Annotated in this window: 23 protein-coding genes and 1 tRNA gene; 23 read left to right on the forward strand and 1 reads right to left on the reverse strand. The window is 40.1% G+C overall.

Features of this window, described 5'->3' with window-relative positions:
* The 15 genes from Q7O55_RS01780 to Q7O55_RS01850 all read left to right on the forward strand — a co-directional run bounded on the left by Q7O55_RS01780 (position 1) and on the right by Q7O55_RS01850 (position 15,797).
* A complete protein-coding gene (locus Q7O55_RS01780) occupies positions 1 to 501 on the forward strand; it encodes a GNAT family N-acetyltransferase (RefSeq protein WP_303927863.1) in 501 nt (166 codons plus the stop codon).
* A gap of 100 nt (positions 502 to 601) precedes the next feature.
* Positions 602 to 1,465, forward strand: a complete 864-nt coding sequence (hisJ, locus tag Q7O55_RS01785) for a histidinol-phosphatase HisJ (RefSeq protein ID WP_303927865.1) — start codon at positions 602 to 604, stop codon at positions 1,463 to 1,465.
* 265 nt (positions 1,466 to 1,730) lie between these two features.
* Positions 1,731 to 3,332 (forward strand): ATP phosphoribosyltransferase, encoded by a 1,602-nt coding sequence (hisG, locus tag Q7O55_RS01790; RefSeq protein WP_303927866.1) that lies wholly within the window; start codon positions 1,731 to 1,733, stop codon positions 3,330 to 3,332.
* A 129-nt stretch (positions 3,333 to 3,461) separates the two neighbouring features.
* On the forward strand, positions 3,462 to 4,739 hold the full coding sequence (gene hisD, locus Q7O55_RS01795; protein ID WP_303927868.1) for a histidinol dehydrogenase: 1,278 nt from the start codon (positions 3,462 to 3,464) through the stop codon (positions 4,737 to 4,739).
* Positions 4,740 to 4,859: 120 nt separating this feature from the next.
* On the forward strand, positions 4,860 to 5,450 hold the full coding sequence (gene hisB / locus Q7O55_RS01800; RefSeq protein WP_303927869.1) for an imidazoleglycerol-phosphate dehydratase HisB: 591 nt from the start codon (positions 4,860 to 4,862) through the stop codon (positions 5,448 to 5,450).
* A gap of 26 nt (positions 5,451 to 5,476) precedes the next feature.
* Positions 5,477 to 6,199: a 1-(5-phosphoribosyl)-5-[(5-phosphoribosylamino)methylideneamino]imidazole-4-carboxamide isomerase gene (gene hisA / locus Q7O55_RS01805; protein WP_303927870.1), complete on the forward strand. Its 723-nt coding sequence runs from the start codon at positions 5,477 to 5,479 to the stop codon at positions 6,197 to 6,199.
* A 173-nt stretch (positions 6,200 to 6,372) separates the two neighbouring features.
* Positions 6,373 to 7,131, forward strand: a complete 759-nt coding sequence (gene hisF / locus Q7O55_RS01810; RefSeq protein ID WP_303927872.1) for an imidazole glycerol phosphate synthase subunit HisF — start codon at positions 6,373 to 6,375, stop codon at positions 7,129 to 7,131.
* 169 nt (positions 7,132 to 7,300) lie between these two features.
* Positions 7,301 to 7,615 carry a phosphoribosyl-AMP cyclohydrolase gene (gene hisI / locus Q7O55_RS01815; protein ID WP_303927874.1) on the forward strand — a complete coding sequence of 105 codons (315 nt, stop codon included), beginning with the start codon at positions 7,301 to 7,303 and terminating at the stop codon, positions 7,613 to 7,615.
* A gap of 82 nt (positions 7,616 to 7,697) precedes the next feature.
* A complete protein-coding gene (gene hisE, locus Q7O55_RS01820) occupies positions 7,698 to 8,024 on the forward strand; it encodes a phosphoribosyl-ATP diphosphatase (RefSeq protein ID WP_287550004.1) in 327 nt (108 codons plus the stop codon).
* A 110-nt stretch (positions 8,025 to 8,134) separates the two neighbouring features.
* The gene (gene hisC, locus Q7O55_RS01825) at positions 8,135 to 9,211 is read left to right on the forward strand and encodes a histidinol-phosphate transaminase (protein WP_303927876.1); all 1,077 of its coding nucleotides are present in this window, start codon (positions 8,135 to 8,137) and stop codon (positions 9,209 to 9,211) included.
* 78 nt (positions 9,212 to 9,289) lie between these two features.
* Positions 9,290 to 9,916: an imidazole glycerol phosphate synthase subunit HisH gene (gene hisH, locus Q7O55_RS01830; protein ID WP_303927878.1), complete on the forward strand. Its 627-nt coding sequence runs from the start codon at positions 9,290 to 9,292 to the stop codon at positions 9,914 to 9,916.
* Between the two features lie 277 nt (positions 9,917 to 10,193).
* Positions 10,194 to 12,026 (forward strand): carbon starvation protein A, encoded by a 1,833-nt coding sequence (locus Q7O55_RS01835; RefSeq protein ID WP_303927879.1) that lies wholly within the window; start codon positions 10,194 to 10,196, stop codon positions 12,024 to 12,026.
* Positions 12,027 to 12,358: 332 nt separating this feature from the next.
* Positions 12,359 to 13,636 (forward strand): ammonium transporter, encoded by a 1,278-nt coding sequence (locus tag Q7O55_RS01840; protein WP_303927881.1) that lies wholly within the window; start codon positions 12,359 to 12,361, stop codon positions 13,634 to 13,636.
* An 85-nt stretch (positions 13,637 to 13,721) separates the two neighbouring features.
* Positions 13,722 to 14,084: a P-II family nitrogen regulator gene (locus tag Q7O55_RS01845; protein ID WP_369691699.1), complete on the forward strand. Its 363-nt coding sequence runs from the start codon at positions 13,722 to 13,724 to the stop codon at positions 14,082 to 14,084.
* An 87-nt stretch (positions 14,085 to 14,171) separates the two neighbouring features.
* The gene (locus Q7O55_RS01850) at positions 14,172 to 15,797 is read left to right on the forward strand and encodes a membrane biogenesis protein AsmA (protein ID WP_303927883.1); all 1,626 of its coding nucleotides are present in this window, start codon (positions 14,172 to 14,174) and stop codon (positions 15,795 to 15,797) included.
* Between the two features lie 172 nt (positions 15,798 to 15,969).
* Here the strand turns inward: Q7O55_RS01850 and Q7O55_RS01855 are convergent, their stop codons facing one another.
* Positions 15,970 to 16,701 (reverse strand): copper amine oxidase N-terminal domain-containing protein, encoded by a 732-nt coding sequence (locus Q7O55_RS01855; protein ID WP_303927885.1) that lies wholly within the window; start codon positions 16,699 to 16,701, stop codon positions 15,970 to 15,972.
* A 277-nt stretch (positions 16,702 to 16,978) separates the two neighbouring features.
* Here Q7O55_RS01855 and Q7O55_RS01860 point away from each other — a divergent pair, with 277 nt between their 5' ends.
* The 8 genes from Q7O55_RS01860 to Q7O55_RS01895 all read left to right on the forward strand — a co-directional run bounded on the left by Q7O55_RS01860 (position 16,979) and on the right by Q7O55_RS01895 (position 22,462).
* Positions 16,979 to 17,197 carry a hypothetical protein gene (locus tag Q7O55_RS01860; RefSeq protein WP_303927886.1) on the forward strand — a complete coding sequence of 73 codons (219 nt, stop codon included), beginning with the start codon at positions 16,979 to 16,981 and terminating at the stop codon, positions 17,195 to 17,197.
* A gap of 178 nt (positions 17,198 to 17,375) precedes the next feature.
* The gene (locus tag Q7O55_RS01865; protein ID WP_303927887.1) at positions 17,376 to 18,146 is read left to right on the forward strand and encodes a hypothetical protein; all 771 of its coding nucleotides are present in this window, start codon (positions 17,376 to 17,378) and stop codon (positions 18,144 to 18,146) included.
* Positions 18,147 to 18,228: 82 nt separating this feature from the next.
* Positions 18,229 to 18,726, forward strand: coding sequence for a preQ(1) synthase (gene queF, locus Q7O55_RS01870; RefSeq protein WP_004697960.1), 498 nt, complete (start codon positions 18,229 to 18,231; stop codon positions 18,724 to 18,726).
* Position 18,727: 1 nt separating this feature from the next.
* Positions 18,728 to 19,591 (forward strand): hypothetical protein, encoded by an 864-nt coding sequence (locus Q7O55_RS01875; protein ID WP_303927888.1) that lies wholly within the window; start codon positions 18,728 to 18,730, stop codon positions 19,589 to 19,591.
* Between the two features lie 210 nt (positions 19,592 to 19,801).
* On the forward strand, positions 19,802 to 20,716 hold the full coding sequence (gene cysK / locus Q7O55_RS01880; protein ID WP_303927889.1) for a cysteine synthase A: 915 nt from the start codon (positions 19,802 to 19,804) through the stop codon (positions 20,714 to 20,716).
* Between the two features lie 160 nt (positions 20,717 to 20,876).
* Positions 20,877 to 21,488: a serine O-acetyltransferase EpsC gene (gene epsC / locus Q7O55_RS01885; RefSeq protein WP_303927890.1), complete on the forward strand. Its 612-nt coding sequence runs from the start codon at positions 20,877 to 20,879 to the stop codon at positions 21,486 to 21,488.
* Between the two features lie 398 nt (positions 21,489 to 21,886).
* Positions 21,887 to 22,321 carry a DNA starvation/stationary phase protection protein gene (locus Q7O55_RS01890; protein WP_303927891.1) on the forward strand — a complete coding sequence of 145 codons (435 nt, stop codon included), beginning with the start codon at positions 21,887 to 21,889 and terminating at the stop codon, positions 22,319 to 22,321.
* 50 nt (positions 22,322 to 22,371) lie between these two features.
* Positions 22,372 to 22,462: transfer RNA gene (locus tag Q7O55_RS01895), tRNA-Ser, on the forward strand.
* The last annotated feature ends 97 nt before the right edge of the window (positions 22,463 to 22,559 follow it).

Here is a 22,559-nt window from a genome sequence, read left to right on the forward strand (position 1 = left end):
ATGAATAATTTGAATATTCGTCGTGCTAGAATTGATGATGTACCTCTTTGTTTAATTATTTATAATTACGAGGTTGTAAACGGTGTAGCAACGCTTGATCTTGAACCGCGCACGTTGTCAGAGTGGCAGGAGTGGTATGAGAGTCATCAAAGCATTGAACACTGCATTTTTGTAGGTGTTGTGGATGACGTGGTGGTAGGCTATGCATCGCTTTCACCATATAGAACAAAAGATGCTTTCAAAAGTACCGTAGAATTATCTATTTACATCCACCAAGATTATCGTGGTAAGGGCGTAGCATCTAAGTTGATGGCATATATTCTAGAGCATGCCAAAGCGACTGACACATTACACACAGTGGTGTCCGTTATTACTGCAGGAAATGCGGCAAGCACAGCGCTACATGAACGATTTGGATTTACCTATTGTGGGTTAACGCCGCAAGTGGGATTTAAACATGGTAAATATCAGGATACCGAAACATACGCATTATTGGTATAATAATTAGTATAGGAAATCATAGATATTAATACGTTATACTAATAATGTATAGATTATAGATAAGGGTTCGCCAGGGGTTAGGGCGAATAGGGGTGATTGAATGAACATGAAAGATGAACGGCAGTTCGTTGGATACAGTAAGTATCGCAGCCGTCTCGTGGACGGTCATGTACATACGGAGTTGTGTCCACATGGTAGTGGGGACCGAACTGCGATGATGATTGAAAAGGCCATCGAGTTGCGTATCGAAAAGGTATGCCTTACAGAACATGCACCATTGCCAACAGCCTTTGCTGCAGAATACGGTGGTGATAAAAAGGCCTATGACACAGCCTCTTTGAAATTGAACCAAGTAGATGCCTATTTAGAGCTGGGCCGTCAATTACAACGTGCCTATGGCACACATATCGATATCTCTCTTGGTTTTGAAGTTGATTATATTCCAGGCTTTGAATCAGATATTCAAGAGTTCTTGGATCGCTACGGTCCGTTGACAGATGATAATATTTTATCCGTTCACTTTATGGAAGGTGTTAATAATGCCTTTTTCTGCTTAGACTACAGCCCTCAAGAATTTGAAAAAGGTTTCGGACCGTGGATTGAAAAGCAATATGAGTTGTACTACAAGTATTATTCCACAGTGCGCCAAGCCGTGAGAGCTGACCTCGGTGAATATACACCTAAACGCATTGGTCACTTTGATTTAATCAAGAAATACCAACACCACTTTAACTTTGAACGCCATTTAGATCGTCGCAATGCGCAGGTGGTGAGCGATATTTTGCATATCATGCGCGTCCAAGGTCGCGAGCTAGACTACAACATGAGCGGCTTCTTCAAACCAGACTGCCGTGAAATGTACCCAAGCCGCTTTATTCAAGGCATGGCGGCTATCATTGGTGTGCCATTTGTATTGGGATCTGATGCACATAGCGTGGCGGATATAGAAAATGTTTGGGGATAGCATCTAATCATTATTATAGTAAATACATGAAATTATAACGGTTCTATTGACAATTCTATAGAACCGTTATATTATGATTTCATACTTTAATAAAGTAAAGTGATAAAATAGAAAAAGTATCGATATAGGTAAATTTTTTCTCATAATAAACTGAATAGCTAGATGACTTAAACCGTCATATAACTTAAATGGTTAATACAGATGATATATAGCTTTCAAAAATATGAGAAATGATATAAATGAATTGACAGAAAGGATGTTTACGATGGTACAGCAGCAATTACCTACGGGTTTCCGTGATGATATAGGGATCGTAGCAGAGCGTAAGGATGATGTGAGTCAATATGTGCTCGGTCTTTGTCGAAATCGTCAATATACAAAGATTTCTACGCCTCTCGTAGAGTATAAAGATGTATTCAATGGCTATGCAATGGGGCGCGGTCAACATATGTACGAATTCATAGATAGTTCTGAAGCGTCCGTCGTAATTCGTCCCGATTTGACCATGCCTATCGGTCGTTTCTTGGCGACCACAAATATAGAATTGCCTCGCACGTTCTATTACTTGGGCGATGTGTTCATGAAAAATAAAAAGCACCGCGGCGATGTGAACCAAGTGACGCAAGGTGGTATCGAGATGGTGGGCTATGATGGGATTGAGGCAGAGCAAGAGTGCTTCAAGATCATTAAAGAGGTAAATGAAACTCAGCTAGGTGGTAGCTTGTTACTCGAAATTGGTGATGCTCGATTCTCTCGTGCTATCACTGATGCGCTAGGGCTCAGTGATGAGGAAAGAACAGAACTCCTCGAGGCTTTGTTCACCAAATATTTACCTCGTTACAACGAGTTGATTGCTGACTTTAAAAACAGTGCGTTGTTCCCATTCCTCAATGTGTGGCCTCGTTTATTTGGTACGGTTCAAGATATCAAGGATGAGCTGAACCAAATCATCTTGCCTGCAGCGGCACAGCGCATTTTAGATAATCTCGTAGATATGGCAAACCAAGTGGAGCAAACAGGGCAACAGGTTCGCATCGATGTGTCTACAGAACCGCCTCAATCTTATTACACAGGCATTACCTTTAGGGGTTATGTGGACGGCGTGTCTCAATATATCGTCAGTGGTGGTCGTTATGACGGACTGTTATCTAGCTTTGATGGTACACCGATGCCGGCTGTTGGGATGGCTTTCAACATTGACGTTTTGACTGAGATTACCTTGCAAGGTGAAAGCAAAGTTCAAGATAACGATACATTACGTATCGCTCTTACGAAGGGGCGCGTAGAAAAGGATTTTATTCCACTCCTAGAAGCATGTGGCGTTGATTGCGAGCCATTACATAATAAGGCGCGTAAGCTCATTATCTCTTTGGGCGATTTTATGGAGGTCATCCTCGCAAAGGGGCCGGATGTAACGACGTACTTGAAAAACGGCGTTGTGGACCTCGGTATCGTGGGTAGCGATGTCTTAGATGAACAAGACGATACGAGCTATGAAATGCTTGATTTACAAACAGGTAAATGCCAATTTATCTTAGCATCCTTAGCGGGCTACGACCCTAAAGAAGGTCGTCGACAACGAATTGGTACGAAATATCCAACTGTTACAAAACAATACTTTGGAGCTCAAGATGTGGAAATCATTAAAATTGAAGGCTCCGTTGAGCTGGCTCCACTTGTAGGATTAGCGGATGCTATCGTAGATATTACGGAAACGGGTACTACTTTGCGTGAGAATAATTTAGAAATTTTTGACTGGTTGCAACCAATTTCTACACGCCTCGTAGCCAATCCATTAGCTTTAAAACAAAAGAGAAATACTATTTTTAAACTCATTGATCAGCTTTCAGAAGCAATTAATAAATAAGATGTAGAGTGAATCATATATTCGGCTAGTAAGATTTAGGATTAATTGTAGATAGAACTATTAATATATGGAATGAATAATAGATTTAACTAGTGATACTGATAGCTCAAGTAGGAAGAAGGACGACAGATGAAAATATATAAAGAATCACTAGAGGCGATGCTTGCCATCGTACGGGATTATACACAGCAAACTACAGATATGGAAATTGAACGTCGCGTGTACGATATCATCGCTGATGTCCGCACTAATGGTGATGCGGCGCTCAAAGCGTATTCTGAAAAATTTGATGGCGTATCCATCGAAGATTTTAAGGTGTCTCAAGAGGAAATCGATGCAGCCTATGAGTCTTTATCTGATGAGTTGAAAGCCGCATTATTAAAGGCAAAGGCTAACATTACAGAATTCCACAGCCGTGAAATCGAGCAGGGCTTTGTGGACATGGATACACCGGGTATCATCCGTGGTCAAAAGGTGACTCCCTTGACTCGTGTTGGTCTCTACGTTCCTGGCGGCACTGCAGCATATCCATCTACCATTATCATGACTGCATTGCCAGCCAAAATTGCAGGGGTAAAAGAAATCGTCATGGTGACGCCTCCTCAAAAGGATGGTATTAGCCCTGCTGTACTTGGTGCGGCAAAGCTTGCCGGTGTTGATGCGGTATATCAAGTGGGGGGCGCTCAAGGAATAGCGGCATTGGCGTATGGTACGGAAACGATTCCAAAGGTAGATAAAATCGTAGGTCCTGGCAACATTTACGTAGCCACAGCGAAACGCCAAGTGTTTGGCCAAGTCGATATCGACATGATTGCAGGCCCAAGTGAAATCGGTGTTATCGCCGATGACAGTGCTAATCCAGTTCACCTTGCAGCAGATCTCTTATCCCAAGCGGAACATGATCCTCGTGCGCGCGCTATTATGGTGACTACCAGTGAAAGCTTAGCTAATGCCGTATCCGATGAGGTGGAACGTCAACTTAAAATGTTACCTCGTGAAAGCATCGCTCGTCCAGCCATTGAAAATAACAGTTATATTGCCGTTATGGACAGCGTGGAAGATATGTTTACCGTAATGAACGAAGTAGCGCCAGAGCATTTGGAAATCCAATTGCCAGACCCAATGAACTACATGAGCCTCGTTCAAAATGCGGGCTCTGTATTCCTCGGTGCTTATGCATCTGAACCGTTGGGCGACTACTTGGGCGGTACAAATCACGTATTACCTACTAGTGGTACGGCGCGATTTTCGTCTCCGCTCGGCGTATATGATTTCGTGAAACGTACGTCTTTCACACAATTTACAAAAGAACGTTTAGAAGAAGTGGCAAAACATATTACTACGTTGGCTCGTACGGAAGGGCTCGAAGCGCATGCTCGTGCCATCGAAGTACGATTTGAAAAATAGTTTATAAAAAATATTAGAAAATAGATTTGGTATATATTTGGCATCTATATTTATATGTATATTTTAAATATAGGGTGGAAATATAGATTACAGAAATAGATTTGGAGTATAGAGGTCGTTATGATACGCACAGGCACGGTGCAACGCACCACTCAAGAAACAGACATTACAGTAGAAATTACCCTTGATGGGGCACAAACGAGCTCCATCTCGACCGGAATTGGCTTCTTTGACCATATGTTGACGCTATTGGCGAAACACGGCCGTTTTGGCCTTGTGGTAGAGGCAAAGGGCGATACCTATGTGGATGCTCATCATACGGTTGAGGACGTTGGACTTGCCTTAGGGCAGGCCTTGGTGAAAGCCCTTGGCGACAAGGCCGGCATTGAGCGTTACGGCGATGCGTGGGTTCCTATGGATGAAGCATTGACGCAAGTTGTAATCGATTTGAGCGGTCGTCCGTACCTCGTTTTCCAAGGGGAATGGAGTACGCCGGTTTTAGGTGGCAACTTTGAAACAGAGCTGGTGGAGGATTTCTTCCAAGCTCTTGCTATGAGCGCCGCTATGAACTTACATGTGCGCAATTTATATGGTCGCAATACACATCACATTATTGAAAGCATATTTAAGGCAACGGGCCGTGCGTTGCGCAAGGCAGTTACTATTAACCCAGATATTCAAGGCGTAAATTCTACAAAGGGCGTTATTTAATACAGTTATTTAATAAAGGAGAACCTATGATTTTTCCAGCTATAGATTTACAAGAGGGGCGCAGTGTTCGTCTTTATAAAGGCGATTTCGCACAGGAGACGGTCATCAATCCTGATCCAGTAGATCAAGCGAAACAATATGAAGCAGCTAAGGTGGGGGCTTTGCACCTCGTCGATTTAGATGGCGCCAAGGCGGGCAAGCCTGTAAATGTAGACATTGTAAAAGCAGTGCGTGCAGTTTTCACAGGCATCCTTGAAATTGGAGGCGGCATCCGAGATAAAGAGGCCGTTGACCTCTATTTAGGCATGGGCGTAGATCGCGTTATCTTAGGATCTGTAGCTCTTAAAAATCCGGAACTTACAAAGCAGGTTATCGCTGAATACGGTGCGGAGCGCATTGTTATCGGTGTAGATGGAAAAAATGGCAAGGTTGCCGCTGAAGGTTGGCTCGATCAGTCCGACGTGCCGATGACCGATTTAATCGGTGCCATGGTTGAAGGTGGCGCAAAGTATTTTATCGTTACCGACGTAGACAGGGACGGTACGATGCAGGGCGCCAATGAAGAGTTACTTGGGAATTTGCAAAAAGAATTTCCTACAGCACGCATCGTTGCTTCTGGTGGCATTTGTAATCTAGGGGATATTAAATCGCTTGAACAAAAAGGCGTTATGGATAGTATTGTTGGTAAGGCTCTGTACGAGGGCACGATTACGCTAGAGGAAATCGGCGAGTACAATCAGCAGAAATAATAGAAATGACTGTGATGCTCTTAAATTAATTATTGGCTGTAACCAATGGAATATTGTGCATAATCAATAAATATATTGTACATGGTCAATGAAATATGTTGAGTATAACTGTTGAAATGTATTGGGCGTAACAGCTGAATTATATTGAGTGACACTCGATGGAAAGGAGCTTTATGTTAGCGAAACGGATTATTCCCTGCCTAGATGTAGATGATGGGCGCGTAAAAAAAGGGGTTAACTTTGTTAATCTCGTAGATGTAGGCAGCCCCGTAGATATTGCGGCATCCTATGAGCAGCAACAGGCAGATGAGCTGGTATTCCTAGATATTACGGCCACCGTTGATGCACGGACCACTATGCGCGATGTGGTACAAGAAATCTCCACACAAGTATTTATGCCACTCACCGTGGGTGGTGGGATCAAGAGTGTTGATGATATGACTGCTTTGTTGAAAGCTGGTGCGGACAAGGTATCTTTGAACTCTGCGGCTCTTGCTAATCCTGAGCTCATCACAGAAGGGGCTCAAAAGTTTGGCAATCAATGTATGGTGGTAGCCATTGATGTGAAAACAGATGAAGAAACTGGCGAATGGTATGCCTATACTCACGGTGGTCGTAAGCGTACAGAATGGAAAGCTTTAGATTGGGCAAAAGAGGCCGTAATTCGTGGAGCAGGGGAATTGCTGGTGACGAGCATGGACAAAGATGGTACAAAATCCGGTTTTGATATTGAACTATATAAGGCCATAGAGTCTGTCGTAAATGTACCTATCATAGCATCTGGAGGTGCGGGTACCGTGCAAGATTTTGTAGAGCTCTTTGAAAAAACAGGCGTTACCGGTGCTTTGGCAGCATCTATATTCCACTTTGGAGAAATCAAAATTCCTGAACTCAAGCAAGAGCTACGAGCTCACGGAATTACAGTGCGCTAAAATAGATCTAAAAAATTACTATCTCTCGTAAATCCTTTGCTAATCTATATGTTCAGAGTTAGTTAAATAGTTTGTTTATAGATAAACAGAAAATAGAAATAGCAGTAGATAGAGATACAAGCTGATATAGGATAACGGATTAATGATTACTTTTAATAAAGGGAAGAATATGAAACCAGATTTTGAAAAAGGGAATGGCTTACTGCCAACGGTTGTGCAAGATGCGGAGACTAAGGATGTCCTCATGGTGGCGTGGATGAACGAAGAAAGCTTTCACAAAACATTAGAAACAAAGGAAACGTGGTTTTGGTCTCGGTCTCGTGAGGAGTTATGGCATAAGGGTGGGTCTAGTGGCAATGTGCAGCGTGTGGTGAGTATGGCCCTCGATTGTGATGGAGACACCTTGCTCATTCAAGTTAAGCCTGAAGGTCCTGCCTGTCATACCGGGCGTACAAGCTGTTTCTTTAATGAAGTAGAGTCATAGTATTCGATAAGATCAGCATAATGGCAATGAATAAGAGAAGCTTAATAGAATGCAAATTATAAGAGGTATAACGGAGTAAGTTATGGCACAGCAAACACTGAACGAATTATATGAAATTATTAAAAATCGCAAGGCACAGCCAAAGGAAGGTTCTTATACGAATTATTTATTCGACAAAGGACTCGATAAAATCTTGAAAAAGGTGGGCGAAGAGGCTACAGAGGTAGTAATCGCCGCAAAAAATGATGATCCTCAAGAACTGATTTACGAAACAGCAGACGTGTTATATCACTTGCTCGTGTTATTAGCGGAGAAAAATATTCCTTACGAAGCCATTGAAGCTGAACTAGCGAGCCGTGAAGGAGTTGTTAGCAAGACTACGGATCGCCCAGAAATTACAAATTTATAATATATATCCTATTATGAGCTCGGACATATGAGCTCTGGTGGAGTTCATATGTGTTTTTTATGTGTTATATGAGTTATATGCGTTAAGAAAATAGTTAGAAAGGACAGCCTATGAAAGAGATAATTCGCACATTGAAACCCTATATACCTGAGGAGCCGGCTGAAGCGGTGAAAGAACGCCTTGGTATCGACAGATTGGTGCGTTTGTCGGCGAATGAAAATCCATACGGCACATCGCCATTGGTACGGGAGGCTATCCTTAGTTATGTAACACATAATGATGCCAACTACTATCCGGATGGTAATGCTACCGATTTGCGCATGAAATTAGCGAATCACTGGCAGGTGCAACCTGAGCAACTCGTCATCGGCGTAGGTCTCGATGAGGTCATCGCCATGGTCAATAAAACATTGATTACCGCTGGTGACTCTATCGTAGTAAGCGTGCCAGCCTTTTCGGAATATGCCTTGAATGGCCTCGTGGAAGGCGCTGAGATTCGCGAGGTGCCAGCTGATTTTGAAACGGGGCAGTATGATTTTTCTGCTCTCGTGAAAGCTGTAGATGAAACGACACGCCTCGTGTGGATCTGTAATCCTAATAACCCAACGGGCACCTATGAGTCTGTTGAAGATATCCGCAAATTTGTAGCAGCTGTACCAAAGGAAACCTTGGTTATCATAGACGAGGCGTATATCGATTTTGTTACCTCCGTAGCAGTTCCTACGGCACGTGCTCTATTGGATGAATTTCCTAATGTGACTATCATGCGTACCTTCTCGAAGGCCTATGGCCTTGCTAACTACCGTGTAGGCTACATGATGACACCTTTAGAATTGGCCAATTATATGCAAACTATTCGCTTGCCGTACAATTTGAATACCTTATCTCAAGTGGCTGCAGAAGCTGCTTTCGATGATCAAGAATTTGTGGCGAGAACGGTCTCTCAAAATGCAGAAGAGCGAACAAAATGGGAAAGCCTCTTTGATGAGCTAGGTATTCACTACTATAAAAGCGAAGCAAATTTTATCTTCTTTGCATCGCCTGATGCGGAAGGTCTTGCAGATGCTTGGCTCAAATCAGGTTATCAAGTGCGCCGAGGTCAACGAGAAGGATGGTTACGCCTTACAATTCCAATGCCTCAAGATGGGGATATTATGCGCAAGATATTAAGAGATTTCATGAATTAATTTGTACAGAATAAAGTATAATTTGTAATATGTTTTATTTTATCTTATCGTGTTTTACCCTATAGACTGGAGTTTATTATGATTGCCATTATAGATTATGATGCAGGGAATACCTTCAATGTCCAGAAAGCCTTAGCTTACATCGGTCTTGAGGCAGTGCTAACGGCAGATCCTGAGACCATACTAAATGCTGATGGCGTTCTCTTGCCAGGTGTAGGCGCATATGCGCCGGCGATGGCAGTTCTAAAAGAGCATGGTTTAGTTGATGTCATTTATGAGGTAGTAAAGCGTGAAATTCCTTTATTAGGTATTTGTTTAGGAATGCAACTTTTATTTGAAGAGTCTGAAGAATACGGCCCAACTCCCGGTTTAGGCCTTATTCCTGGTAAGGTAAAAGAAATTCCTAGCAACCTTGGTCTTAGCGTGCCTCATATGGGTTGGAATAAAAATGTAGTACACCAGCCTCATAGTGCTTTTAGCAATGTAGATGATCAATATACATATTTCGTTCATTCCTATTATGTGGATACAGATCCTGAATATATCATATCTACTGCAAATTATGGTATCGATGTACCTGGCATTGTAGAACGTGGTAGAGTGTATGGAATGCAATTTCATCCTGAAAAAAGTGGTGTCGTAGGTCTAAATTTGTTGCGTACATTTGGGACTATTACAAAAACTTATAGGGTAGCAGGGAAATAGAGAAATATCTATCTTTCATTACAGACGGGGTAAAGAAGACTACTAATCTATATGTCTAAAATAATAACGGCATTCTCATAGGTGGAGAATGCCGTTATTATGCTTTATAGTTATACTTAACTTTCAAAATGAGAAATTAATAATTGACACCTTGTTGATTAGTTATACAATAATGTTGTAAGTACTAACATTTTAGGAAGCCATTGTGGCATGGATACATAAGTTTTATCAGTAATATTCATATACTCCATGTCACGTGATTATTGGAGGTGTTTATATGGTTATGAATGGTATTTACTTAGTTATTGCCTCCGCGTGTATTCTAATTTTAGCGTACCGCTTTTATGGGGCTTTTATAGCGGCTAAGGTACTGACATTGGATCAATATCGTCCAACGCCAGCTATGGTTCACAATGATGGTCACGATTACGTGCCAACCAACAAATGGGTAACCTTTGGTCATCACTTTGCAGCAATTGCTGGTGCAGGTCCACTGGTAGGTCCTGTTATCGCAGCACAGTTTGGGTATTTGCCTGGCGCATTATGGATCCTAATTGGTTCTGTATTAGCCGGTGCTGTGCATGATATGGTTATCTTGTTTGCTTCTGTTCGTTATGATGGTAAATCGATTGCGGATATTGCTCGCGAAGAAATCAGTAAACTTGCTGGTTTTGGTGCTATGCTCGCTACCTTATTCCTATTGATCATTACCCTCGCTGGTATGGCTGTAGTAGTAGCTAACGCATTGCATAACTCTCCTTGGGGATTCTTCTCCGTATTTGCTACCATTCCAATCGCTATTTTTATTGGTATTTATTTGAAATGGTTGCGTCCTGGTAAAATCCAAGAGGCGACTATTATTGGTGTAGCTTTAATCTTCGCAGCTATCATCTACGGCCCAAATATAGCGGCTAGCGAATATGCATCTTGGTTCACATACGACTTGCAAACCATTGAAATTATGCTTGCTGTGTATGGTTTCTTTGCAGCTGCATTACCAGTATGGTTGTTACTTGCACCTCGTGACTATTTGTCTACATACCTTAAAATCGGTACAATCGGCGCATTGGCACTTGGTATTATCATTGTAATGCCTGAAATTCAGATGCCGGCTATTACTCCTTATATCTATGGCGGCGGCCCTGTATTGAAAGGTTCCGTATTCCCTTACATCTTCATTACTATCGCATGTGGTGCATTATCTGGCTTCCATACTGTTATTGCTACAGGTACAACACCTAAAATGCTTACTAATGAAAAAGAAATTTTACCTATCGGTTATGGTGCAATGTTAACAGAAGGCTTCATCGCTATGATGGCGTTGATTGCTGCCACTGCATTGCATCCAGATGATTACTTTGCGATTAACTCCACAGTTGAGTCTTTCAAAGCTTTAGGTCTTCAAGTTCATGAATTGCCAGCATTGTCTGCAATGGTTGGTGAAGACTTGATGCACCGTCCTGGTGGCGCTGTATCCCTTGCAGTAGGTATGGCTCATATCTTCTCCAGATTGCCTAACATGGATCACTTGATGGGTTACTGGTATCACTTCTGTATCATGTTCGAAGCATTGTTCATCATGACATTGATCGATGCTGGTACTCGTGTAGGTCGTTACTTACTTCAAGAATTATTAGGTCATTTCCACCCTAAATTCAACGACCAACATTGGGCTCCCGGGGTTTATGGCTGTGCCGCTTTAATTTGTATCTTGTGGGGCTACCTAGTTCTACAAGGTAACATCGGTATTATCTGGCCTCTATTCGGTGTATCGAACCAATTATTAGGTACCATGACATTGGCCGTAGGTACTACAGTTATCATGAGACTTGGCCGCAAACGCTATGCATGGGTAACAGGTATTCCTTGTATTTTAATGGCTATCGTGGCTATCACTGCAGACTATGAAAATGTATTCTACAGCTATATTCCTGCTGGTAAATGGATTTTAGTAGCATTTAGTGCTGCTATGTTCCTCATGATTCTTATCGTATTGGTAGAAGCTGTACGTAGTTGGATCCGCTTGTCCAATATTCCTCAAGATTATCGTACACAAGCTGAAATCGAAGCTGAAAGCCTTGTAAAATACGGTAAAGAAGCAAAAGCATAATATTGATTATTGCAATATATAAAGTGTACTCACCTTTGTGAATGCACTTTTAATTTATAAATTTGCTGCCTTTTTTATAAAATACTAAACTATATACAAATACAATTAGTATTTGTTTATGCCGATTTGTATATGTGTAATTGATAAAATATTGGAGCGTATTATGAATATTAGAATTCAATAAATTCTATAGAATTTATTGACATGAATAGAAATGTAATATACGATGTATATAGTGATATATATTACTACAATAAAATAGTTAGGTAACGGCGCCTTGCATGCAGACTTTCTGTGAGCAAGGCGCTTTTTTGTATGGAAAGGAGTTTCTTATGGTCAATATAATCGATACGGGCAACACAGCATGGGTCTTGTTATGCACTGCCTTGGTATTCTTTATGACACCTGGTTTAGCGTTGTTTTATGGTGGAATGGCTCGTAGTAAAAATGTGTTAGGTACGATCATGCAGAGCTTCTTTTTGATTGGAGTTATTTCTGTTGAGTTTATTTTGTTAGGGTATACTTTGATTTTTGGCGATGATATACATGGTATCATCGGCGATTTTAGTAAATTTGGTCTTGGTGGTGCGGAAACAACCATCTTAAGTGATACCCATATTCCTGAGCTTGCCTTTGTAGCGTTCCAATGCATGTTTGCTGTTATTGCACCAGCTATCATGAGTGGCTCTGTTACGGGGCGGATGCGCTTTGCACCCTTTGTAGTATTTGCTTTGCTATGGTCTATCTTTATATATAATCCGATGGCCCATTGGATTTGGGGCGGTGGATTCCTTAGTGATTTAGGTGCATTAGACTTCGCCGGTGGACTTGCGATACACGTGTTGTCTGGCGTATCTGGATTGACATTATGTATGCTGTTAGGCCGACGTCGCGGTTATGGGCGCATGCCTATGCTGCCACACCATTTGCCGATGACAATTCTTGGAGCCGCTATTCTATGGTTTGGATGGTTTGGCTTTAATGCAGGATCTGCCCTTGGCGTAGGCTTCCTTGCAGCTAATGCAGTGTTAACTACACAAATCTCTGCAGCTGTTGGTATTGTAGGCTGGGTATTAGTAGAAATGCTGCATCGCGGTAAACCTACTGTGTTAGGGGCTGCCTCTGGTGGTGTATCTGGGCTAGTAGCCATTACACCAGCTGCAGGATTTGTAACGTCTATGGCAGCTATTATTATTGGCTTTATCGGTGCGATCGTATGTTATCTAGCAGTAGCAATTATTAAAAACCGCCTTGGGTATGACGACTCTCTTGATGCCTTTGGTATTCATGGTGTAGGCGGTACATGGGGTGCTATTGCCACCGGTTTATGGGCTACAACCACGATTAATCCTGATGGGGCAAATGGGTTGTTCTATGGTGGTTCTTTATTAGGGCCTCAACTGCTTTCACTAGTGATTGCCTATGTATTTGCTGTTGTAGGTACGTTTATACTATTTAAAATCGTCAGCGCTTTCATGGACATGCGCGTTAGCATTGGTTCTGAGTCACTAGGTATCGATATTAGTGAACATGGTGAAGGTGCTTATAATCAATCTGAATTTAAAAGCTCAGGTCGGTTTATTTCGTCCAATCAAACATCCTTGTTATGATTTGTGACTGATAAATAGTACGTATAACTGAAAGTTAAGTTGTATAATGAGTACTTGTATTTGGTACTGCCTAGGAGATAAATATATGAAACGAATGAAAAAGGTTGATATAATCGCTCGTGCTGAGCAACTAGAGGATTTAAAAGAGGATTTAAATAGGATTGGCGTTCAAGGCATGACGGTTTCACAAGTCTTTGGTTGTGGTTTACAAAAGGGGCATACTGAAGTATATCGGGGCCAACAATATGATGTGAACCTCATACCTATGGTAAAAGTAGAAACCGTTGTGTGTGATGTGCCTGTGGATCTTGTAATGGACACGGCCCGAAATACATTACAAACTGGTGAAGTAGGGGACGGTAAAATCTTTGTATATGATGTAGAAGATGCAATGCGTATACGAACAGGCACGAGAGGTACTAAAGCCGTAACCGATGACGAAGCATAAATACTGAATACTTAAATAGAAAAGAGATGAGATGTTTTAGGGTCCCATTAAAATAAAATTATAAATGTATCGTGATATAATAATGCTATGAAATATTACGTGCATTCCTATTGGACAAAATATAAACAATTGTATAAGAAAGGCTTAAAAGGCATTGCTGCTTTTCTTGCCATTGGAGCGATTATAGTCTTTGTGCTCGCTACGATAGCAAGCCGTGGGATGGGCGTTATTTTTAACGAGGTAATGGCTCGTCAAACGATGATGAGAGGGACTGTAACGGTAGAGAGTTTAACTGCAACACCGTGGGGGACATTATCTTTTACTGACTTGGTATGGAAGGATCCAGAAGGCCGAGAGTTGCTCACAGTTCCAGATGGAAAGATTCGCGTTAATATGTGGGACGTAATAACACGGAATTTTAAGGCCTCTGCTATAAACGGAATCGAGCTAAATGATGCGACCATTGTAGTTGATTTAGACGATAACAACCGTCTTGACTTTGTGCCTGCTTCACCTGATGTAAACAAGCCACTTAATGAGGTAGAGCCGCGACCTAAACCTCCTAAAAAGACGACTCAAGAGCGGCAGGAGGAACTGGGCAAGAAGGTTCGTAACTTTAATTGGGACGGTCAACATTTAAATCTTACGATTACATTGAGAAATAACCAGCTGGAAATCTTTCAGAAAAATCGTCACTATGTAATGAGGAACGTGAATTCTAAAATACATCTTGATAGTAACCGTGCTATTCGTATTGATATGGAAACGGGTAAGTTCGGTGGCACAGCCATTGGTGATGGCCTTACACTAAAAGGTCGTGTTGATCTAAAGGATGTATTAAAGCATCGCATGCCTCAGTTAGACTTACAGTTTGATGTAAAGGGTGTGGACCCATCATCACTCGGTTTTGGCGATAATATCCACGATGCAATGACCTTGCTAACAAAGGTAACAGGTGATTTTAACCGTCCCTTTGCTAAAGGTCGTGTAACGATGCCGATTTTGCGCATCCCTGCACTTACCTTTGAGAATGTAGTAGGAGATGTGACGTATCAAGATGGTATTTTGAATTTTGAAAACGTTAGTGCTAATGTATACAGCGGTAAATTGGAGGCTAAAGGTGTATATAATTTGGACACTCGAGCCTATACGATTACTGGTGTAGCAAAAGATCTGGATAGTAGTGTGGCCCTTAAAGCGCCTGAGTTCCTTGTGCCCGTATCGGCAAATTTGAACTTTAAAAGTGAAGGCCAACCTCGAGACATGGAGGTATGGGGAAACTTCTGGTCTGGTGAAGGGCACTATATGCTGATTCCGATTCAAAGCATTACGGGAAACTTTCACAATAAAGGTCGACATTTATCCTTTAGCGATGTGAAAGTAAATACAAAATTCACCACTATTTCTACGGATGCTCTACGTATCGATGAAGGACAACTCACGATGGGACCTCTTAATATTACGTCCCACGGGGGCAGCAATTTTATTCTGTATGATGAGTCATTTGATGAAATTGATGCGCATATGGCTCGCATTAAAGATGGTATGAAACAAGCTAAAGAGAATAGTAAAAGTGCTTCTGAATCAGCAAAGGGCATCGATAAGTCTGGGTTCACATCGCCGGACATGAAAGAATCGATAAAAGACCTGAAACGGAGTATAGACTCGGCAAAAGATAGCTTAGATAATCTGTCAAAAGGCATTAAGCAATGAAAGACATTTAGTAATAAAATACATTGAGAAGTAAAAAGCAACAAGAAATAATAAGGTATCAAAGATAATAAAGTATTAAAGATAATAAAAAGAAGGCAATTCATCAGCGTGATGAGTTGCCTTCTTTACGTTATAAGGTGCTAAATTGTATGTAGCTATACGAAAGCTTTTATTATCTGTCTAATCCGCTAGAATGTTGGTATTCAGTATCTTCTGTGTCTTTGGTATCTGTTTTTGTATTAGTTCGTTTTACCGTAATAAGAGGTTTCTTTTCTTTGGTTTCCTCTTCTTCGTATGGAATTACTTTATCTCCTTGATCCGGTAAGAATGTTTCGATACCGTTTCGTTTACCTTTTTGTGTATTGGAGTCAGCGGCCAATTGACTTTGTTGTGGAACGATGTAAATTTCGTCTTTATTGATAGTTATATCATTTAACAAGAGTTTGAATGCGTTCGGACTTACATACAGAATTCCGTCTACCATACGTGCTGCAGGTAGCAAAGATTCGGATGTATCGAGGTTGATAATTTGCAATTTACCCTTGCGCACGACTTGTTTAGAGTCTGGTTGTACCGCTAATGTAGCAATGTTCATGTCGATCAATGCTGTTTTAGTAGGTGCATCCCAAGATACTTTGTAACCTAATGCTTCTGATACTTGACGTAAAGCTACGAGTGGCTGACCGTCAACATAGATGACATTTGGCTTTTTATCGATTGGCTCCAATAATAGGCCATCTACATTGATGTAATGTTGTGTTGTCACAGATGCAGGTCTTTTTAAACTCTGCGTCGGTGCAGGTGTATCCATACCGACTGCTGCCTGTGCAGGCTGTACCATTCCGCTTGTGAAAGCTAGCGCTCCAACGGCTATACCGGACAAAATCAGTTGTTTTAATTTCATGGTAACCTCCATTGTGTATAAAACGTAACGATAAATCATAATTGGTAATATAACATGGATATATGAATATTATATTATGAATTTTAATTTTATAAAACTAATAAAGAAGAAGGGATGAATTTATCGATTTTATACTTAGTCTTAATTTTAAAATATATTTATACTAGAGTCTGTTATAGATAGTGCAGCAGACTCTAATAAAAATAAACTATCCACTAAATCATTAGATGTTAAAAATATTGAAAATACGGCAGAATATACATCTCGTAATATAGGTATGAGTTATAATCACGTAGGTGATTTTAAGAACCTTAGTAAAGCAGGGAAAAATGCTGTGTGGAATACATTGGGCACATTGCCTAATTGGTTACCAGACTCAAGTAAATCTACTTCCTCTACTACAAAATCTGCTGTTTCAAATGGTACAATAGAAGTACGAGACGCTGATTTTAATATTCAAACCATTATTATAGAGATACTTTTCATAAAGGTGTAGATGCCCATTTAGAAGTATTTGATAAAAGTGGAAATCATTTAGGCGAAGCAGATCCTATAACTGGAGTGATTAGGGAGAAATCTAAAGACCCTGACAAAAAACTTAGAAAGGATTTAAGATAATGATTATGAAACCTATTAAGTCTTTATATAGTCAATATAACCAAAATGATATTTATATGTTAGAACGAATAGGACTATACAGCATAATAAATGATAATCATCAAGGGCTTATTGTGTTGGATTCCTCATGGAATGAAGTAAAAAGAATTACAGTAGATAAAAATCTATTTTTTCCTGAAGCTAGCTATATAGATTACGTTAATAATAGGATACTTTTTAAGTTGGAAGCGTTTCTATGCTTAGTTGACATTGAAAGTAGTGGGGTTAAACTAATAGAGCTTCCTGATGATCTTCAAGATATATATTTCTCAGACTTACATTGTTTCTGTAAAGATCATATTATGATAAAGACGAGTAAGGATGTAGTATATCTTGATTTGATTGATTTCAAAATTACAGAGTTAGAACTTGCCTCAGTTGATGAATATCCATTTAATGAGTATCGAAATAGATATAATGGAATAGTGACGTATTTTAGGAATAATAAATTAATCTGTCATGACTCTAAGAATATAATAATTGTAGATAGTACAAGTGTTATTGAAATTCCAGATGTAGTTTCTATTAAATACTATCAACTAATGGCAACTAATTCATATTTGTTAGCAATTGGTGAAAAACAGCTACAGCTTGTTAGCTTAGAGAATGCTAGTGAAAGTAAATTTATTTCTTTTGCATCTCCGTGCTATTGTGTTGGTGCAGATATATTTGAGGAACAGGATAAAATCCATATCTCCCTTTTATTACATAATGATTGGGAAGAGATTATGCGTGTGGAAGAATATGCTTTTACCTTTGATGAATTACATGAGCATGTAGTGCTATAAGTAATTCTTTATATGCTATAATTAAGTGTTACATGAATTATTCAATATATTTAATTATAAAGTTTATAGAAAGAGGTTCCTTATGGCATCCGGCAGATCTGAAAAAGAGTTACAAGGGGTAACGATGTTAGGTCACAAGACCGATTATCCTACTGATTATGCGCCACAGGTGTTAGAGGCGTTTGATAATAAACACCCTGACAATGACTATTTCGTTAAGTTTAATTGCCCTGAGTTCACCAGCTTGTGTCCTATGACAGGTCAACCAGACTTTGCCACAATCTATATTTCTTACGTACCAGATAAGAAAATGGTAGAGTCCAAGTCTTTGAAGTTATATCTGTTTAGTTTCCGCAATCACGGGGACTTTCACGAGGACTGCATCAACATCATCATGAAAGATCTTGTGAAGTTGATGGATCCTAAATATATCGAGGTGTGGGGCAAGTTTACGCCGCGCGGCGGTTTATCCATCGATCCATATGCTAACTATGGCAAGCCTGGTACTGAGTGGGAAAAGACTGCAAAAGAGCGCCTTCATTTCCATGACATGCAGCCTGAGCGCGTAGCATATCGTTAATATGGCATACGAATATTTAACAATGGTCACATCCTTTATCACTTGTTTTATGATTGGGGTGACCTTGTCTTTACAACCTGCATCGATAATCGTAGGGACTCACACTCATTTAAGAGAACAAAGTAAATGGACTCGCTGGAACGGATATATCATCTTTGTGTTGCTCCTATTTGTGCTAGATGTGCTCGTAACAAACGGTATATATATTGCGTTTCACGATGTGTATGGTAATCTCTTTAACGTGGGTTATCTTGATCTCGATCCTATGGACATGTTCTTTAGTGAAAGCTTTCAAATAGGTGTTATTCTAGTCTTTTCGCTCATATTGTTTCAAGTATTAGGGCTCGTTGATTTAGCCCATGGAGAACGGAATTTATCCTTTTATTATGACCAGGTAGATGCGGGTAAACAGAAGTCATCTTGGATGGAGCGGTACATGCGAAGTCAAAGAGGCTCTCTTGGAGCGAGCTTGGTGGGCTTGCTCTATATGCTGAGAATGACGATAAAAACAATGTGGTCTTATATCGTGTGCCTAGTGTGGTTTAAAATCCTAGCCATACTTGTAAATGTACTAGTGTCTCCGAGTATTAACCGAATTATGCATGTTGATAATGAAATGACTACCCTAATCATTTTCGACCCATACATTGTCACCTATGCAGTTGCTGGTTTCTTATGGGGCCATGTAGCATTACATCATGATGTAACTAAAGTATCGCACTTAGCTAGTAGCATGGCTATATCTCTTATCCCTCGTCTTACAGTTTTGGTAGGGGCAATTTTCTTTATTGGATTGGCCCTCATCATTATAATGGTACCCATTACATGGGAGGGGGTACTTGACGCACTTACAAAAAATAGATAAAGCTAGTTATTTCCTGTATTTTTAGGGTTTTAAAAGTCGTTCTCATTCTCTTGACAATGAAATGATTCAAATGTTAGAGTATGGTTGTATTAATTGGAATACATAAACGGTTATACCCCGTGTATGGTGAATAACAAGGTGCAATATAATATCGTCCTTGGGATGTTCCTAAGGGCGATTTTTATCATCTATCGCTAGAGGGAGAATTAGATGAGTATAGTAACAAACCAAACAACTGAACTTATCGGTAAAACACCGATATATCAATTGCCAAATACCAATATTTATGTAAAACTTGAAAAATATAATGTAGGCGGATCTGTAAAAGACCGTGCCGTACTCGGTATGTTACAGGCTGCAAAAGAGCAGGGTCGCATCCATGAGGATAGCATCATTGTAGAAGCCACAAGTGGTAATACGGGAATCGCTCTTGCTATGGTAGGCGCTATTCTACATATTAAAACTGTTATTATCATGCCTGAAAGTATGAGTAAAGAACGCCGTGAGCTTATTAAGGCGTATGGGGCACAACTCATCTTAACTCCAAAAGAAACAGGTATGAAGGGGGCTCTTGAGCGGGCAAATGAAATTTTAGCGAAGTATCCAAATGCTTTCACCTTGGGCCAATTCGTAAATCCTGCAAATCCAGATATGCATTACCGCACGACGGGTAATGAAATTGTAGAACAAGTGCCAAATGTCGATGTATTTATAGCGGGTATTGGTACAGGTGGTACTTTCACAGGCGTTACAAGACGATTGAAAGAACATAATCCTAATCTAAAAGCCATTGCTGTAGAGCCAGCGGGATCTCCTGCTATTACCGAAGGTAAGGGCGGCCCTCACAAAATACAAGGTATTGGGGCTGGTTTCATTCCTGAAAACTTTGACCAAAGCTTGATGGACGACGTGCAAACTGTAAGTGATGAAGAAGCTTTTAGCGAGGTGCAAACCTTTATGCGTGAAAGTGGTATCTCTATTGGTCTTTCCGCGGGGGCGGCCATTGTAGCGGCAAAACGCATGGCTCGTGAATTACCTAAGGCGAATATCGTTGTTATTGCACCTGATGGAGTAGAGAAATATTTATCCCTCTTGGACTTTGGCAACAACGAATACGTTAAATAATAGATTTCATATAGATACAATACTGAATTTTGGATTGGTAAAAGAACAGGGTCTATATAGATATAAAGCCTTATATAGGAATATAGACCAAATATGTTGTATACTAGATATATCTATATTTCTGTAGAATGTGAGTAGAGTTATTTGAGATGGAGTCACTATGATGCAAGGTTTGCGCGAATTATGGGGCAAAATTCAATATAATATTAAGCGTGTAATGGATTCTGACCCAGCTGCCACAAGTGTATGGATGGTTATATGGACATATCCTCATATTACGGCTTTGTTCTGGCATTTCTTTGCCCACCGTTTATATAAGGCGGGATGGCCAATCTTGGCTCGTCGTGTGGCTCTCCATTCTCGGCATGTAACGGGCATTGAAATCCATCCAGGTGCGACGATTGGTCGCGGACTCTTTATCGATCATGGTATGGGTGTTGTTATTGGTGAAACGGCTATTGTAGGCGATAATGTAACCTTGTTCCATCAAGTAACACTAGGTGGGATGTCTTCTAAAAAGGTAAAGCGTCATCCGACCATTGAAGATGATGTACTCATCGGTACGGGTACAAAAATTTTAGGGGACATTACGATTGGGGCGCGCACGAAGATTGGCTGTAATCTCGTTATCAAACATGATATTCCTAAGGATATGGTAATCTTTGAAACAGATCCAGAAAATATGTATGTTCGTAAACCTAGTCGCAATGCAACTGCTGCACAAGCAGAGGATAAGAAAATCCCTGATAATTACATAGAATACTATATTTAATATAGAAACGTATTTAATATATAATCATTTTTAATATAGAGTCATATTGAATATAGAATCAGACATACCTCTAACTATTGGATTAACTAGTAGTTAGGGGTTTTTTATGATTCGAAGAAACATGATTCTGTGAATTATTGGATTTAGATTTGGTATGGATTGTATTGTATTGGATTGGGGATAAGTTTGATTTAGTATGGTTATGATGTTTTTATTAAACTTTTATACAAAAATATCTATTCATATATTGACATGGAAAATCATTATTGGTAGAATATAAACATAATCAATATTGATTATAAATTAAATAAACGAATTGATGGCGTAGAAGCCAACAGTGTTTGTTCTGGTTTTAGAATAAACTATAATTGAGAATTAAGTGAAAAAGGAGTCTTATTATGAAAAACGTACAACAAGTAAATCAATATTTAGCAGATCTTTCCGTGTGGAATGTAAAATTACATAATTTACACTTCAATGTAACTGGTCCGCAATTCAAATCTATTCATGAATACTTGGAATTCATTTATGATGAAGCATTTGAATATTTTGATGCAGTAGCAGAACATGTAAAAATGCAAGGTCAATTCCCATTGGTAAATTCTGCAGAATACGCAAAATTGACTAAAATCGAAGAACTTGGTCAAGAAGATATCCCTCAAGCAAAGGTAATTGATATTCTTCTTAAAGATTTCAAATACATGAAAGATCAAGCTGTAGCAATTCGTGCAGCCGCTGATGAAGAAGGTGATTTCTTGCTCGTGAGCATGATGGAAGACCACGTTGCATACTATGTAAAACAAATCTGGTTCATCGAATCCATGTTGAAATAAGACAATTGACAATGCCTTATTGGGTATGATATGATTACTCAGTAAAGCATGGAGGATTACTCAAGAGGCTGAAGAGGACGGTTTGCTAAATCGTTAGGGCGGGTTACCGTCGCTAGGGTTCGAATCCCTAATCCTCCGCCATGTAGAGACCCCACATCACCCGATGTGGGGTCTTTTTGTATAATATAGTGATTTATTATATTATTTATATAGGCCTAAAAATCGTGAGGACTCGAGT

The organism is Veillonella parvula (assembly GCF_945949885.1).
Taxonomy (GTDB): Bacteria; Bacillota; Negativicutes; order Veillonellales; family Veillonellaceae; genus Veillonella; species Veillonella parvula_B.